Annotated in this window: 13 protein-coding genes; 2 read left to right on the top strand and 11 right to left on the bottom strand. The window is 60.7% G+C overall.

Features of this window, described 5'->3' with window-relative positions; genetic code table 11:
- Nucleotides 1–4 precede the first annotated feature (4 nt).
- Nucleotides 5–688, bottom strand: a complete 684-nt coding sequence (purQ, locus tag ABRP86_RS03640) for a phosphoribosylformylglycinamidine synthase subunit PurQ (protein ID WP_023029203.1) — start codon at nucleotides 686–688, stop codon at nucleotides 5–7.
- Nucleotides 689–931, bottom strand: coding sequence for a phosphoribosylformylglycinamidine synthase subunit PurS (gene purS, locus ABRP86_RS03635; RefSeq protein WP_005279580.1), 243 nt, complete (start codon nucleotides 929–931; stop codon nucleotides 689–691).
- Between the two features lie 279 nt (nucleotides 932–1,210).
- Between purS and ABRP86_RS03630 the strand changes: the two genes are divergently transcribed.
- Nucleotides 1,211–3,943 carry an ExeM/NucH family extracellular endonuclease gene (locus ABRP86_RS03630; protein ID WP_349862561.1) on the top strand — a complete coding sequence of 911 codons (2,733 nt, stop codon included), beginning with the start codon at nucleotides 1,211–1,213 and terminating at the stop codon, nucleotides 3,941–3,943.
- 6 nt (nucleotides 3,944–3,949) lie between these two features.
- Here the strand turns inward: ABRP86_RS03630 and ABRP86_RS03625 are convergent, their stop codons facing one another.
- The 6 genes from ABRP86_RS03625 to purD all read right to left on the bottom strand — a co-directional run bounded on the left by ABRP86_RS03625 (nucleotide 3,950) and on the right by purD (nucleotide 10,921).
- Nucleotides 3,950–4,183, bottom strand: a complete 234-nt coding sequence (locus tag ABRP86_RS03625; protein ID WP_023017938.1) for a helix-turn-helix domain-containing protein — start codon at nucleotides 4,181–4,183, stop codon at nucleotides 3,950–3,952.
- Between the two features lie 27 nt (nucleotides 4,184–4,210).
- Nucleotides 4,211–4,894, bottom strand: a complete 684-nt coding sequence (locus ABRP86_RS03620) for a DUF2334 domain-containing protein (RefSeq protein ID WP_005279578.1) — start codon at nucleotides 4,892–4,894, stop codon at nucleotides 4,211–4,213.
- An 89-nt stretch (nucleotides 4,895–4,983) separates the two neighbouring features.
- The gene (locus ABRP86_RS03615) at nucleotides 4,984–7,107 is read right to left on the bottom strand and encodes a S9 family peptidase (protein WP_349862540.1); all 2,124 of its coding nucleotides are present in this window, start codon (nucleotides 7,105–7,107) and stop codon (nucleotides 4,984–4,986) included.
- Nucleotides 7,108–7,226: 119 nt separating this feature from the next.
- Nucleotides 7,227–8,120 carry a phosphoribosylaminoimidazolesuccinocarboxamide synthase gene (locus ABRP86_RS03610; RefSeq protein WP_284850204.1) on the bottom strand — a complete coding sequence of 298 codons (894 nt, stop codon included), beginning with the start codon at nucleotides 8,118–8,120 and terminating at the stop codon, nucleotides 7,227–7,229.
- Between the two features lie 53 nt (nucleotides 8,121–8,173).
- Complete coding sequence (purB, locus tag ABRP86_RS03605; protein WP_349862539.1) at nucleotides 8,174–9,613, bottom strand: adenylosuccinate lyase; 1,440 nt, start codon at nucleotides 9,611–9,613, stop codon at nucleotides 8,174–8,176.
- 33 nt (nucleotides 9,614–9,646) lie between these two features.
- Entirely contained in the window at nucleotides 9,647–10,921 is a 1,275-nt protein-coding gene (gene purD, locus ABRP86_RS03600) for a phosphoribosylamine--glycine ligase (RefSeq protein WP_349862537.1), read from the bottom strand.
- Nucleotides 10,922–10,955: 34 nt separating this feature from the next.
- Here purD and ABRP86_RS03595 point away from each other — a divergent pair, with 34 nt between their 5' ends.
- Nucleotides 10,956–11,384, top strand: coding sequence for an HIT family protein (locus ABRP86_RS03595; protein WP_349862535.1), 429 nt, complete (start codon nucleotides 10,956–10,958; stop codon nucleotides 11,382–11,384).
- On the opposite strand, the gene ABRP86_RS03590 is transcribed toward ABRP86_RS03595, so the two are convergent.
- From ABRP86_RS03590 to ABRP86_RS03580, 3 genes are all read right to left on the bottom strand, one after another.
- On the bottom strand, nucleotides 11,381–12,907 hold the full coding sequence (locus tag ABRP86_RS03590) for a sensor histidine kinase (protein ID WP_349862533.1): 1,527 nt from the start codon (nucleotides 12,905–12,907) through the stop codon (nucleotides 11,381–11,383). The genes ABRP86_RS03595 and ABRP86_RS03590 overlap by 4 nt on opposite strands.
- Nucleotides 12,908–12,921: 14 nt before the next feature.
- Nucleotides 12,922–13,626 (bottom strand): response regulator transcription factor, encoded by a 705-nt coding sequence (locus ABRP86_RS03585; protein WP_005279568.1) that lies wholly within the window; start codon nucleotides 13,624–13,626, stop codon nucleotides 12,922–12,924.
- Nucleotides 13,627–13,840: 214 nt separating this feature from the next.
- Nucleotides 13,841–15,586 (bottom strand): pyruvate dehydrogenase, encoded by a 1,746-nt coding sequence (locus ABRP86_RS03580; protein WP_005284727.1) that lies wholly within the window; start codon nucleotides 15,584–15,586, stop codon nucleotides 13,841–13,843.
- Nucleotides 15,587–15,712 lie beyond the last annotated feature (126 nt).

The raw sequence follows: 15,712 nt of genomic DNA, 5'->3' as shown, positions 1-15,712 counted from the left end.
CTCCTTAAACCGCCGGCGCTTCCGCGACGGCCTTGATGGCGGATACGAAAAGTCCCAATCCGTCGGTGGATGGGCCGGTCAGCGGGTCAATGGCGTGCTCTGGGTGCGGCATGAGGCCAACAATCCGGCCGGACTCATCGCTTACACCGGCAATGCCATTGATGGAGCCGTTGTAATTATCGGTATAGCGGAAGACCACGCGGCCTTCGCCCTCGATACGTGCGATATCGTCATCGCCTGCCTGGAAGCGGCCCTCACCGTGCTTGGCGGGCACCAAAATCTTTTGGCCCTTTTCAAACTCGCTGGTCCAGGCCGTGGTGGAGTGCTCCACCTCCAGGTAAGTATCGGTGCAATGAAAATGCAGGCCCTTATTCCGGGTCAATGCGCCCGGTAAGAGGCCTGCTTCAGTCAAGATTTGGAAACCATTGCAAATGCCGAGCACCGGCATTCCTGCCTTGGCGCGGTCGATGACGCTGCGCATGACGGGGGCGAGCGCCGAAATAGCGCCCGAGCGCAGGTAGTCACCATAGGAAAACCCGCCCGGCACGACTACCGCGTCCACGCCGCGCAGATCAGCATCCGCGTGCCAGAGGTTAATGACCTCGGCGCCGGCGGTGCGGGCCGCGCGGGCGGCATCCACATCATCCAGGGTGCCGGGGAAGGTAATTACTCCGATTTTTGCGGTCACTTACTTGACCTCCAGCTGCGTAACCTCGTAGTCCTCGATGACGGTATTAGCCAGCAGCGTTTCTGCCACCTTATCCAATTCCTCCGCGGTAACGGAGTCATCTACCTCGAGTTCGAAGCGCTTTCCTTGGCGCACATCGCTGACACCGGATACTCCGATGCGACCCAATGCGCGGACGACAGCTTGGCCCTGCGGATCCAAAATTTCCGCCTTGGGCATGACATTGACAACTACACGAGCCATGAAATTTTTGCCTTACTGTATGGGGCTTAGGTCTGCCCGATTCAGTGTAGTCATACCCCCGCCCAATCCCTAGATATACCCCCACTGCAGGGTTTTCACCCCAGCAAAGCAAACACCGCGTAAATTACGACCAACAGGAAAACGAATTTTGCGCGGCACCCAGGTTTCACCGCCTGCTCGCGCACAACCCACCCCTTGCGGCCACGGGTGCACCAATTGTTCAGCGAGTAAATATAAAAGGCGTCCATGACAACTTTCTCTATGATTAAGGTGACTTCTATGGCTCTTCGCCGCCTTGGCAGGGTAGCCCTCGCTGCCGGTTTTTCCACCCTCTCCCTATCCGTCGCGGTGCCTACCGCCATGGCCGCCCCGGATAATTCCACCGCGGTCATCTCTGAGGTCTACGGCGGTGGCGGAAACAAGGGCGCGAGCTTTTCCAATGATTTCATCGAGCTTTATAACCCCACCGATGCCGCGATCGATCTCACCGGCTGGTCCGTGGAGTACTTTGCCTCCAACGGCAATAGCGGCGGCAAGATAACCCTGTCCGGCACCATCGCTCCCCACGGTTATTACCTAGTGCAGGGCGCTGCCGGCAATGGCCAGGCCCAGGCGCTTCCCACCCCGGATGCGCAAGGCAAGGTCAATCTATCCGGCACGAAGGGCTCGGTGCAGCTTGCCGATGCCACCGGCAACACCATTGACCTCCTAGGTTACGGCGCCGCCTCCAAGTATGAAGGCTCTGCCACCGGCGCGCTATCTAATGACACCTCCGCTTCCCGCAACGCGGCGGGCGCCGATACCGATGACAACTCCGCAGACTTCACCATCGGTGCACCGTCTCCTACCAACTCTGGCAACGAGTCCCCGGCCCCGCAGCCGGGTGGCTCCGATAATTCCGCAGGTTCTGAGAATCTTCCCGCGCCCGAAGGCATAACCCCGATTGCGGAAATCCAAGGCCCCGGCGATACCTCCCCGCTCGAGGGCCAAAACGTTGCTACCCAGGGCGTTGTCACCGGCGTGTGGAGCGAGGGCGGGCTCAACGGCTTTACCATCCAGACCGGCGGCACCGGCAAAGAAGCCACCGATGCCTCCCAGGCGCTATTTGTCCACATGGGTAAAAAGGGCGCCGATAAATACCCCAGCATCGGTGATTCCGTAGAGGTCACCGGCCAGGTTTCCGAGTATTACGGCGCCACCCAGGTCAGCGCTTCTTCCCTCAAGCAGCTCGATACCGCGCTGGAGGAGGTCACCCCGCTCGCCGTGGATGAGCTGCCCCAGGGCGACAGCGCCCGCGAGTCCTTTGAGCACATGCTCATCCAGCCCGGCACGCACACCGTGACCAATAACTACTCGCTCAACCAATACGGCGAGGTCGGCCTCGCCCCGGGCGATGAGGCCTTCCGCCAGCCTTCCGATGTCCACTCCCCTTCCACCGACCCCAATTCCGATCTGCAAAAACTGGCCAAGGACAACGCGGAAAAGCTCGTTACCTTAGATGATGGCCGCACCCGCGATTATTTAAGGACCGATAAGGACACCCCACTGCCCTATATCGCCCAAGATGGCGGCAAGACCATCAAGTCCCTGCGCACCACCGATACCGTGGAATTCCAGCACCCAGTCATCGTGGGCTACTCCCACGATCAGTGGCGCTTCCAGCCCACCGAGCCGGTCACAGGTGAGTCCGCTAGCGCCGATCTCCCCATCTCCTGGGAAGAATCCCGCGATGCGGAGCTGCACGCCGTTGATGACGTCAAGGGCGAATACACCATCGGCGCCTTCAACGTGCTGAATTACTTCACCTCCCTGGGCGAGGAATTCGGCGGCAGCGCCTATACCGACCGCGAAGGAAATAAGGTCACCGTCAACCGCGGCAAGACCCGCGGCGCCTATACCGAATCCGCCTTAAAGGACCAAGAGCGCAAGATCGTCGCCGCCATCAATGGCCTCGATGCCGATGTCATCGGCCTTTCCGAAATCGAAGATGGCTACGCCGTCACCGGGGACTTTAACCAGCGCGATAAGGCACTGAAACGCCTGACCGAAAAACTCAATGAAGCCGCGGGCACCGAGAAGTGGGCCTTCGTTCCCTCCCCGTCCAAGGAGCAAGTCCCTGAACACCCCGATGTCATCCGCACCGCGTTCATCTACCACAAGGACGTGGTCAAGCCCGTAGGCGAATCCCGCATCTTCCAGGATCCGCGCTTTTCCGGCACCGCCCGCGAGCCGCTGGCCCAAGAATTCCAGCCGCTCAATAGCGATGACGAGTCCTTCGTCGCCGTGGCCAACCACTTCAAGTCCAAGGGCTCGGTGGCCAAGGGCGATGAGGATTCCGGCGATGGCCAGGGCAATAACCCCAACGTCCGCAATGCCCAGGCCCAGGCCGTGCTCGATGCCCTGCACAAGCAGGACGATTGGAAGGATAAGCCGCTTTTCGCCCTGGGTGATTTCAATACCTACACCCACGAAACCGCGCTCGATGTCTTCCGCAACGATGGCTTCACCGTGCCTGCGGAAAAGTACGGCGCCGATACCTCTTACCAGTTCGGCGGCTTGCTCGGCACCCTAGACCACGTCCTGGCCAATGAGGTTGCTTCGGGCGCGCTTGACGATGCCCAAGTGTGGAACATCAACGCCGACGAACCCGTCGCCTTTGAGTACTCCCGCCGCAACTACAACGCCGTGGATTTCTACGACGACTCCCCGTTCCGCGCCTCCGACCACGACCCTGTCAAGGTCGGTTTCACCCTGGGTGAGGATGAATCCACCGACGACGGCGATCAGGGCAACGATGCCAACCAAGACGACAATACCGATGGCCCAGGCTTCGGGTTCGGCTCTAGCTCACTTGGCACCGGCGCCATTATCGGCTTCGCCATCCTGGCTGGCCTGCTTGCCATCCCCGGCTTCATGGCTGCCACCGGCAACCTGCAGAAGATCATCCCCGCTGGTATCTGGGGCATGCTCCCCCAGCAGGCGAAGGACTTCATCAACGGCCTGAGCAAGTAGGAGCGCCTACTCGTATAAGCCCATCTCGTCAGAAAGCACCGCGAGCTCGTCTGCAGCAGCACGCTGCTTAAGGTCTCTCTGGCGTTTAAAGTCCTGCACGCTGGAGGCATACAGATGGCGGTAGGCGCCTTCTGTATGCCCCTTCAAGGTTCCCTCATCCATGAGCTCGATGACACGCGGCCGAGAGACATTCAGAAAGTCTGCCGCCTGTTGCGTTGTTAGTTCATCTGTTCGTTTCATGTGATCTACTATAAGGCGTCAACCGAACTAACGCGGCAGGTAAATACTGTAATCAGCGGGAGTAGCGCCCGCGTCGAGGGCGCGGCGAGCAGCCTTTACAAAGTCCTTAATGACCTTGCGGTCATCCAGGTTGCGAGCGGATATGGAAAGGCGCACGGTATTGCCGCGCTGGGCGGAGCGCTCTGCCGCGCGGATGATGTTCTTGCGCCACCACTTGGCAGAACCAAAGCCCTCACCAAAAGAAAGGTTGCGGGCTTGGTGGAATTTCCCGGTCGGTACCTCCAGGATGCCGCGGGTAGAAGCCGCCGCCTCAAAGGGGAATTTGGGCAGGACCTGCAATGTTCCAGGAGACATGCGCCAGCGCGGGGGCGCAAAGATGGTGGGTTCGAAACCAATTTGCGCCATCTGCCGGGTCGCACCGGCTAGGCGCAGCTTCGCCTCGTGGGAATTGAGATTGGCAAACTCCGCGCGGCGGCCTTGGACTGCTTGGTCAAAGCCATTGAGGATAAGCGGACGACCCGCGGCCGCTTGGTCCTTGAGCCACTGTTGGGTGTCCTTGTCCTTGGCCAAGTGCCAATTGCCATCAATATGCGGGGCGATAAGCAGCGAGACGGGGATTTCCTCCCGGTCCAGAACCGACAGGAAGCTTGTAGCCTGCTTCCGAGTGTCCTCAAAAATACTGGAGATAGAAACCAGAAGGTGGCTAGTCATAGCTCAAATTATCGCACAGTACCGCCAGATCCGCGCGCTGGCCAGAACGCAGGCCAGGGTGCCGGCCAGCGCGTGACTGTGCTGCGCGGTTACTCCGTCAGGCCGGTGGCCTTATTGATGGTCCAGGCGTATTCGAAGGCGTTTTGGCGCCACTTATCGTAGCGTCCGGATACGCCACCGTGCCCGGCGGCCATCTCCGTCTTGAGCAGGAACTCGCCGCCGGTGGCGGTAGCGCGCAGCTGCGCAACCCACTTTGCCGGTTCCACGTACAACACGCGGGTATCGTTCAGCGAGGTGATAGCCAAGATATCCGGGTAGTCCTTGGCCTTAACATTCTCGTAGGGCGAGTAGGACTTCATGTAGTCGTAGTATTCCGGATCGTGGTACGGGTCGCCCCACTCTTCCCATTCGGGAACCGTGAGGGGAAGCTCCGGCATGAGCATCGAGGTCAGCGGATCCACGAAGGGGACGACGGCCTGAATGGCGGTAAAGCGGTCGGGGGCCATATTCGCCACGGCGCCCATGAGCATGCCGCCGGCGGATCCGCCTTCTGCCACCATTTGGTCTGAGGTGGTCACGCGGCGCTCGATGAGATCATCGGCCACTGCGATGAAATCGGTGAAGGTGTTTTTCTTCTGCAGCATCTTGCCGTCGTCGTACCACTGACGGCCCATCTCGCCGCCGCCGCGCACGTGGGCAACCGCATAAATCATGCCGCGATCCATAAGCGATAGCCGGGACGCGGAGAAGTACGGGTCCATGCTGGCCTCGTAGGAGCCGTAACCATACAGCAGCGTCGGATTGGGCTTGGTGCGGTCCAGGTCGGAACGGTGCACCACAGAGACCGGGATCTTGGTGCCATCGCTGGCGGTCGACCAAATGCGGTAGGCCACATAATCATCCGGATCATAGCCGCCGGGGACTTCTTGTTCCTTCAGCAGCGTGTACTCACCGGTATCCACGCGGTAATCGAAAAGCTGCGCGGGCTGGATATAAGACACGTAGTTCACGCGGACTACCGGCGCGTCCCATTCCGGGTTACCGGCCACGGCGACGGTAAAAAGCTCCTCGTTGAAGTTGAGCTCTTCGAATTCCCCGAAGTCATCGCCCACGCGCATAATGGCGGCCCTGCCGATGCCGCCGCGGCGATAGCCCACCACCATGTGGTCGCGGTAGGTATCCACGCCCTCGATGCGGGTGGTGTCATCGTGTGCCAGCAGCTCCGGCAGCTCGCGCAGGGCGGGAAGTTCCGCATCGACCTTGGCATAGCCCACCGCAAAGTTCGGCCCGGTGGCGTTGTGGGTGACAATCCAGTAGTCTTCGCCGCCCACTACGGCATGGTCTACGTCGTAGTCCACGCCGGTCTCGCGCTGCCACAGCGGGCGGAATTCGCCTTCTGGGTTTTCCGTACCCAGTACCCAGGCTTCCGAGGTAATCTTCGAGCCCACCCCAATGAAGAGGTATTTATCGGAGCGGGCACTGCCGATGCCCACATTAAAGTGCTCATCTTCCTCGTGGAAGACGCGCACATCCGCGGACTGCTCGGTGCCTACCTTATGGCGCCACACCGCATCTGGGCGCCAGGCATCATCCACCGTGGAGTAGAAGATATAACCATCGCCTGCCCATGTAGCGCCGTAGAAAATGCCGGTGAGGTGATCGTCCAGGAGCTCTCCCGTTTCGAGGTCCTTAATGGACAGCTCAAACCGCTCATCGCCGGCAAAATCCACGGAATAGGCCAGGTAGCGGCCGGAATCTGAGATGGAGGCTGCACCAAGGGCGAAGAAGTCCTTGCCCTCTGCCAGGGCGTTGGCGTCCAGGATAATTTCTTCGCCCTCTGGGCTGCCTTCTTCCGGAATCACTGGTGCGGTCCAGGGATCGCTGCCCTCTTCTACTGGGATACGGCAGGAATAGCCGTAGTTCTTGCCCTCTTCGGAGCGACCGTAGTACCAGTACTTACCGCGGCGGGCGGGCACGGACATATCGGTTTGTTTAATGCGGGATTTAATCTCTTGGAAGATATTTTCCGTCATCGCATCCAAGTGCCCGGTATGCGCCGCGGTGTAATCATTTTCGGCGTTGAGGTAATCCAGGGTTTCCTGCGATTGCTTATCGCGCAGCCACTCGTAATTATCCACGAATTCGCGGCCGTGAAATTCACGCTTTACGGGGTGGACTGGGGCTACCGGTGCGGTCGTCTTTTCATCACTCATGCCCTACCACTGTACGCGTCACCGGTTATGCCCCAGCGGCAGGCAACAGCGGCGGGAAACAGCCGTGGGCAACCAGCTACCGCGCGGTTGCCCAGTCCGCCCTAGACGGGCCCGACTGGCTAGGAACGAGGCGCGAGGAAGTCCGCGAAGCGCTCACCCGATAGCTTTTCGTAGGCCTCGATGTAGCGCAGGCGGGTGGCGGAAACGACGTCATCGGGAAGCGCGGGCGGGGTGGTCTCAGAGGACTTATCCCAGCCGGAGGCATCAGAAGTTAGCCAATCGCGCACATACTGCTTATCAAAGGAGGGCTGGACCTCGCCTTCCACGTAGGAATCAGCGGGCCAGTAGCGGGAGGAATCGGGGGTGAGGACTTCATCGGCAAGCACGAGCGTGCCATCCGCATCGAGGCCGAATTCGAATTTGGTATCGGCCAAGATAATGCCCTTCTCCTCCGCCAGCTGGGCGGCCTTGGCGTAAATGCGCAAGGTAGCCGCGCGCAGCTCCTCGGCGCGCTCGCGGCCGAGCTTATCTGCCACGTGTTCGAAAGAGACGTTCTCATCGTGATCGCCCTGCTCAGCCTTCGTGGCTGGGGTGAAAATGGGCTCGGGCAAGCGGGAGGCCTCCACCAAGCCGGCGGGCAGCTCGATGCCGCACACGGTGCCGTCGGCTTGGTATTCCTTCAAGCCGGAACCGGTAAGGAAGCCGCGCGCCACGCACTCGAAGGGCAGCATGTCTAGCTTCTTGACCACCATGGCGCGACCCAAGCACTCTTCCGGAATGCGCTCATCATCGAGCGGTCCGGCGAGGTGGTTGGGAAAATCGATGGCATCAAAGAAGAACTTCGAGGTGGCCGTGAGAACCCGGCCCTTGTCCGGGATGGCCGGTTCCAAGGCAAAGTCGTAGGCGGAGATGCGGTCAGAGACCACCATCAGCAGGGTGGTGTCATCCACATCGTAAATATCGCGGACCTTGCCGGAGGCTACATGGGTATAAGAAGAAAGCTCAGGACGCATGGTCCTCATCATAACGCGCGGGTGTGCGCGGGCACGTAAGCCCGCGCGTGAGCTTAGAGAATCTCGCCCGGCGTATAGGCAGCGGCCTTCGGGTGCTCGCCTACGAGGGCCTTGATGCGGTGCAGGACCTGAGAGACCTGGGATTCAGCGGCGCCGATGAAGGCGTGCTTATCCTCGAGGACCCTTTCGAGCTCGGTCTCGTCCATGGGCAGGCGGTCATCTGCGGCAAGGCGCTGGACCAGGTCTTGGTTGCCACCGTTTTCGCGCATATTCAGCGCCACGGCCACGGCGTTTTCCTTGATGACCTCGTGGGCGGTCTCGCGGCCCACCCCGGCGCGCACCGCGGCCATAAGGATGCGGGTGGTGGCGAGGAAGGGCAGGTAGCGCTCCAGCTCGCGGTCGATCATGGCCGGGAAGGCACCGAATTCATCGAGCACGGTGAGGAAGGTTTCGAATTGGCCGTCGATGGCAAAGAAGGCATCGGGAAGCGCAACGCGTCGCACCACCGAACAGGAGACATCGCCCTCGTTCCACTGGCTGCCGGCGAGGTCTGCGGCCATGGTGAGGTAGCCGCGCAGGATGACCTGCAGGCCGGTCACGCGTTCGCAGGAGCGGGCGTTCATCTTGTGCGGCATGGCGGACGAGCCGACCTGGCCTTCCTTGAAGCCCTCGGTGACGGTCTCGTTGCCGGCCATCAGGCGGATGGTGGTGGCCAGCGATGCCGGGGCGGTGCCCAGGGAGACGAGGCAGGAGATGGCATCGAAATCCAGCGAGCGCGGGTACACCTGGCCCACGGAGTTGAAGATGCGGCGAAAGCCCAGGTAATCCGCAATATTGGTCTCTAGGGAGGCGAGCTTATCTTCGGAACCGCCCATGAGATCGAGCATATCCTGCGAGGTGCCCATTGGGCCCTTGATGCCGCGCAGCGGGTAGTGCGAAAGCAGGTCTTCCACGCGTTCGATGGCCAGCAGCATCTCATCGCCGGCGGTGGCAAAGCGCTTGCCCAGCGTGGTGGCCTGCGCGGCCACGTTGTGCGAGCGCCCAGCCATAACCAGGGATTGGTACTCGGCTGCGTGGCGGCCGATGCGCGAGACCACGGCGATGGCCTTATCGCGGATGATTTCCAGCGAGGTGTGGATTTGCAGCTGCTCCACGTTCTCGGTGAGATCGCGGCTGGTCATACCCTTGTGGATGTGCTCGTAGCCGGCCAGCGCATTGAATTCTTCGATGCGGGCCTTCACATCGTGGCGGGTGACGCGCTCGCGCTCAGCAATGGATTCGAGGTTTACGTCCTCGATAACGGCTTCATACGCGCTAATGGCCTTGGCGGGGATGTCCACGCCCAGGTTCTTCTGGGCGTGCATCACGGCGATCCATAGCTTGCGCTCGAGGATGATTTTATGCTCCGCGCTCCAGATATTGGCAAGCTCCGCAGAAGCATAACGGGAGGACAGGACGTTGGGGATATTCTTCTTCTCAGCCACGTGGCTCATTATTCCATGCCTGCCCTCCCCCGTGGCTACTTGCTAGATAGAAATTTCACCGGCTGCCGCGCGCTTGCCGATATCCCTCCGGACAAACCCGCCCGCAAACTCAATGCCCCGGACGGTGGCGTAGGCATTCTCGCGCGCGGCATCTAGCGTGTCGCCCTTGCCCAGCACGTTGAGCACGCGGCCACCATTGCTCTGGAATACCCCATTGGAGTGTTTCGTGCCGGCGTGCAGCACGCGTTCTGGATCCTCGAGGCCCTCGCCCGTGATGGCATCGCCCTTGCGGGGAGAAGCGGGGTATCCCTCTGCCGCCATGACCACGGTGATGGCAAAGCCGTCTTCCCACTGCAGCGGCTCGAGTTCTGCCAGGGTGCCGGTGGCGGTGGCGTTGAGCGCTTGTGCCAGCGGGGACTGTAGGAGCGAGAGCACCGCTTGGGTTTCTGGGTCACCAAAGCGGCAGTTAAATTCCACCACCGCCGGGCCCTCGTCGCCCCAGGCCAGCCCGGCATAGAGCAGGCCTGAATAGGGGGTGCCGCGGCGCACCATTTCCTTGGCGACGGGAGTGCAGACCTCGTCGACGATGCGCTGCACGTCGCCCTTGCCCAGCCACGGCAGCGGGGTGTACGCGCCCATGCCACCGGTATTGGGGCCCTCGTCATTATCGTAGGCGCGCTTGTGGTCCTGGGCGGGCAACAGCGGCACGACGGTTCCGCCATCGACAAGGCAGAATAGCGATACCTCGGGGCCATCCAGGAACGATTCCAAGAGCACCGGATTGCCGGCACCTAAGACCGCATCCACGTGGGCGCGGGCGGCGGCGCGCTCGCTCGTGACCACCACGCCCTTGCCGCCTGCCAGGCCATCATCCTTAACCACGAACTGCGGGCCAAAATTATCCAGCGCGGCCTCAATATCGGCATCGCTAGCGCCTGGGCGCACCTGCTGCGCGCGGGCCGTCTTGACCCCAGCGGCCTCCATGACTTCCTTGGCAAAGGCCTTGGAACCTTCAATCTGGGCGGCGTCCTTATTCGGGCCAAAGACGGCGATGCCTTCTGCGCGCAGCGCATCCGCCACGCCGGCGACCAGCGGCACCTCGGGGCCGATGACCACGAGCTCGGCAGCGACCTCACGGGCCAGTTCCACCATGCGTTCTGGATCATCTACCTGGGAGTATTCCGGGTGCAGGGTGGCCAGCGGTTCCATGGCCGCGCTGCCGGGCGCGACGTGGATCTCCGCAGCCTGTGGATCAGCGTGCAGTCCTTTTACGAGGGCGTGTTCACGGCCGCCCGAACCAATTACGAGAATGCGCATGCCCACCATCATAGCTGGGGGTAGCCTGGCAGCTATGGCTTCTGTATTTAGCAAAATCATCACTGGTGACCTACCCGCTCGCTTTGTCTACCGCGATAAGACCTGCGTGGCATTTTTATCCATCGAGCCGCTGCGCTACGGCCACACCCTGGTCGTGCCTATCGAGGAAGTAGATAAGTGGACCGACCTGGATCCACAGACCTGGACGCACCTGAACGAGGTGGCCCTAGAAATCGGTGAGGCCATCAAGAACGCGTACGATACCCCGCGCACCGGCTACGTCATCGCCGGCTTCGATGTGCCGCACACCCACATCCACCTCTTCCCCACCGAGAAGATGGAAGAGTACGACTTTGCCAAGGCCTATGCCGCCGAGGACACCGATGATGCCGCCATGGATGAGGCGGCGGCGCGCATCCGCCAGCACCTAGGCACCAACGAGGAGGGCTACCGCGAGGACTAATCCTCCGGTTCCTCCAGCGCGGGCAGGCGCACCGTAAAGGTGGTGCCGTGGCCGAGCTTGGAGTCCACGCTGATGCTGCCGCCGTGCTGTTCCACCAAGGAATGCACGATGGCAAGGCCCAAGCCGGATCCGCCGGTATCGCGCGTGCGCGAGGAATCCGCGCGGTAGAAGCGCTCAAAGATGTGGGCGGCATCCTCGGACGACATTCCCTTGCCGTCATCAATGACATCCACGAGGATGTCATTGTTGTCGCGGCGCAACTGCAGGGTGACTGTGGCATCCTCGCCGCCGTGGCGCAAGCCATTGGAAATCAGGTTGAGCAGCACCTGGTGGAGGCGGTCTGCATCGCCATTGACCACGGGGATGGACTGCGCATTATTAACCACCTTGACCTCGCGCTCGGGGAAGGCAGCGCGCGCGGACGAGCCCACCGAAAGGGAAAGCTCCAAAAGGTCCACCGGCCGCAGGTCTAGACGCGTGCCTTCCGCGCGGGTCAGCGCCAGCAGGTCCTCTACCAGCAGCGACATGCGCTTGGATTCCTTATCGATCTTGGAAAAGACCAGATCGACATCGTTTGTCGCCCCAGAGCGGTAGAGCTCCGTGTAACCGCGCAGGCTGGTCAGCGGGGTGCGCAGCTCGTGGGAGGCATCGCCGACAAAGCGGCGCATCTGTTCCTCTTTTTCCTGCGCCGTCACGACCGAGCGCTGCAGGTGGCCCAGCATGATATTGAGCGCGGCGGCCAATTGGCCGACCTCCGTATGCAGCGGCCACTCGGGCACGCGCTTATCCAGGTCACCGGCCGCGATTTCCGATGCCGTCGATTCCACCACCCGCAGCGGCCGCAACGCCCTGCGGATAAACCAGAAGCCCACGCCGGCCATGGCTGCCAAGGCAATCGCCGCAATGGATACCTGCACCATGGCAAGGCCGTGCAGGATTTCCTTTTCATGGGTCATGTCCTTGGCAATGACGGTGATAACGCCATTGGAATCCGCAAAGGCCAGCGCGCGCCACTTGGTGTTATTTTCAATCGATCCCACCGTCGTGGGGTACCCGCCCAAGGGAACGCCCTCCACGTCTGGGGTGGTGGACGTGGGCCCGGAATAGCGAATCGTGCCATCCGGAAGATAATTGAGCACCACGTATTCGGTAGGCGGGCGCTTGGTGTGATCACCTAAAAAGAAGTCATTGCCCACATCGCGTGCCCACGAAGACGACGCCGAACGCAATTCGCTATCGACGTTGTTATAGAGCACGTTGCGCATGATCGAATTCACGGCAAAGGACGAGCCCGTCAACCCGAGGCCGGAGATAACCACGAGGAGAACCACAAGCCAGGTGCGCAGGGGCATCGCCTGCGGAATCTGCTTGATGTAGTCGCGCTTGGAGCGCTTCTTTTTTCCCTGCCCCTGCTGCGGCAGCTGGTCCAGCTGCTCATGCCACTTCTTGGGCGGCTGCTGGGTTTGCTGGGGCTTTGCCTGCGCGGGCCTTCCCGCAGCGGGGTTCTCCTGTGAATCTGCCATTACGAAACGTCAGTTTAGGACCGCGGGGTGCGCAGCACATAGCCAACGCCGCGCACGGTGTGGATAAGCTGCGTATCGCCGGTATCGATCTTGCGGCGCAGGTAAGAAATATAGGATTCCACGACGTTGCCATCGCCGCCGAAGTCGTAGTGCCAGACGTTGTCCAGGATCTTGGACTTGGAGAGCACCACTTCCTTGTTTTGCATGAGGTAGCGCAGAAGGTTGAACTCCGTGGGTGACAGCTCAATGAGCTCGCCGCCCTTGGTGACCTCGTGGGTATCATCATTCAAGGTCAGATCGGCATAGCTCATGGTGGCGTCGTTAGAAGACTCCTCGGCGGCACCGCCGCGGCGCATGATTACGCGCAGGCGGGTAATGACCTCTTCAAGGCTAAAGGGCTTGGTGACGTAATCGTCCGCGCCGATGGTCAGGCCGTGGATGCGCTGATCCACGCCGTCCTTGGCGGTTAGGTACAGCACCGGGCCATCCAGGCCCTCCTGGCGCAGCTTGCCCAAGAGCTCAAAACCGTCCATGCCCGGCATCATGACGTCCAAAATATAGGCATCCGGGTTGACCTCGCGCGCCACGCGCAGCGCCTCATTGCCCGAGTTCGCGCTGTAGACCTCAAAATTTTGGAACTTCAACGATACCGTCAAAAGCTCCACGATATTCGGCTCGTCATCAACGACGAGGACTTTGGCGAGTTTATTATCTTCCATGCGTCCTGTAGCTCCTATTACTTCCTGTTATCTGCACACCTGCGTGCGTGCAAGCTTCACTAAGCCATCATGGCAAACCCAGTTTCTAGCCTACTGATAAGTTTCTGATTGAAACCTGTGAAAGCAAAAAGCCACGCAACCCCTTTCCAACCGTGGAAAGAAATCCGCGGTGAAAAAAGGAAGCGTGGCTAGCGCGCTATTTGGCAGTTACGGCTTAGAAGTCCTGCGGGCGCGGGATATTGCGCAGGTTGGACTTGGCCATGGACAGCATGGAGCCCACGCCGCCGCCGAAGACGGTGCGGGTAGCGGCCTTGGAGAAGCCCAGGAGCTGGTCGAAAGTCAGCGTCGGTGGCAGGGACAGGGCGTTGGGGTCGGTGACGACATCGATAAGCGCAGGGCCGTTATACGCCAATGCCTTCTTGATCTGCTTCGGAGCCTGCTTCGGATCCTCGATGCGGAAGGTCTTGATGCCGGCGGCTTCTGCGATCTTGGAAAAGTCCACGGACTCGTGGTCGGTCTCGTGCTCCGGAATGCCGCCCACCAGCATCTCCAGCTTGACCATGCCCAGCGAGGAGTTATTGAACACGAACATCTTGACCGGCAGCTGGTGCAGCTTGACCGTCAGCAGCTCGCCCATGAGCATGGACAATCCGCCGTCGCCAGAGAAGGTAATGACCTGGCGGCCCGGGTTAGCCTGCTGCGCGCCGATGGCCTGCGGCAGGGCGTTTGCCATCGTGCCGTGACGGAAGGAGCCGATCTGCTCGCGCTTGCCATTCGGGGTGATGTAGCGCGCGCCCCAGACATTGCACATGCCGGTATCGACGGTGAAGATGGCGTCATCGTCGGCCTCTTGGTCAATGAGATCCGCAATGTACTCGGGGTGGATCGGGGTGTGCTTTTCCACATTGGAGGTATAGGCCTCCACGACGTGCTCCAGCTTGTCGTAGTGCTTCTTCAGCATCTTATCCAAAAAGGAGCGGTCCTTCTTCTCCTCCACGTGCGGCAGGATGTTGTCGATGGTGGCGGCAACGTCACCGGTCACGGGGTAGGAGATCTTGGTGCGGCGGCCAATGTGGGAGCCGTTGATATCCACCTGTGCCACATTGCCCTTAGGCAGGAAGTCGTTATACGGGAAGTCCGTGCCCAAGAGGATCAGCAGGTCCGCCTCGTGGGTGGCCTCGTGTGCGGCGCCGTAGCCAAGCAGGCCGGACATGCCCACGTCAAACGGGTTATCGTACTGGATATACATCTTGCCGCCCAACGCGTGGCCAATGGGAGCCTTGACCTTTTCCGCCAGCTGCAGCACCTGCTCGCGGGCATCCTTCACACCGGCGCCCACGAAGAAGGCGACGGATTCGGCCTCATTGATGGCCTGGGTCAGCGCTGCGGCCTCGGCCGGGTCCGGGTAGACCACCGGGCGGCCGGTGGAGATCTTGGATTCTACGAAGGTGTCATCGTCTACTTCTTCGGTAGAAACGTCGCCGGGGATAACCAGCACGGATACGCCGTTGCCCGCCATGGTGGACTGGATGGCGTGGTGGAGTACTACCCCGCCCTGGTCACCGGACATGACCATTTCGCAGTAGCCGGAGCACTCCTGGAAGATCTGCTCCGGGTGGGTTTCCTGGAAGAAGTGGGAACCAATCTGGCGGGAAGGAATGTGCGACGCCAAAGCCAGCACCTTGGCGCCATTGCGGTTGGCATCATAAAGGCCCTGGATGAGGTGGGTATTGCCCGGGCCACAGGAGGCAGCACACACGGCGAGCTTGCCGGTGGTTAGCGAGTCCGCCTCTGCGGCAAAGGCCGCTGCTTCCTCATTGCGCACGTGGATCCACTCGATGGAGGAGCGGCGCACCGCGTCCACGATCGGGTTGAGGGAGTCTCCCACGAGGCCATAAATGTGCTCAACGCCCTGCTTTTCTAGCGTCTCAACGAGTTGTTCTGCGTAATTACGTGCCATTCAACATCATCCTTAACTCTTTAACTGTTCTAATACCACTGTGCTACTAAACGTGCAGGAAAGTCCAGCAATTCCTGCATACTCACACCACCGGCCCATCTGTGAGGAAGGCAATACTAACCTGAA

The organism is Corynebacterium sp. KPL3927 (assembly GCF_040225835.1).
Lineage (GTDB): Bacteria > Actinomycetota > Actinomycetes > Mycobacteriales > Mycobacteriaceae > Corynebacterium.
The sequence above is the reverse complement of the archived record's forward strand: the minus strand, read 5'-3'. Positions and strand labels throughout refer to the sequence as shown.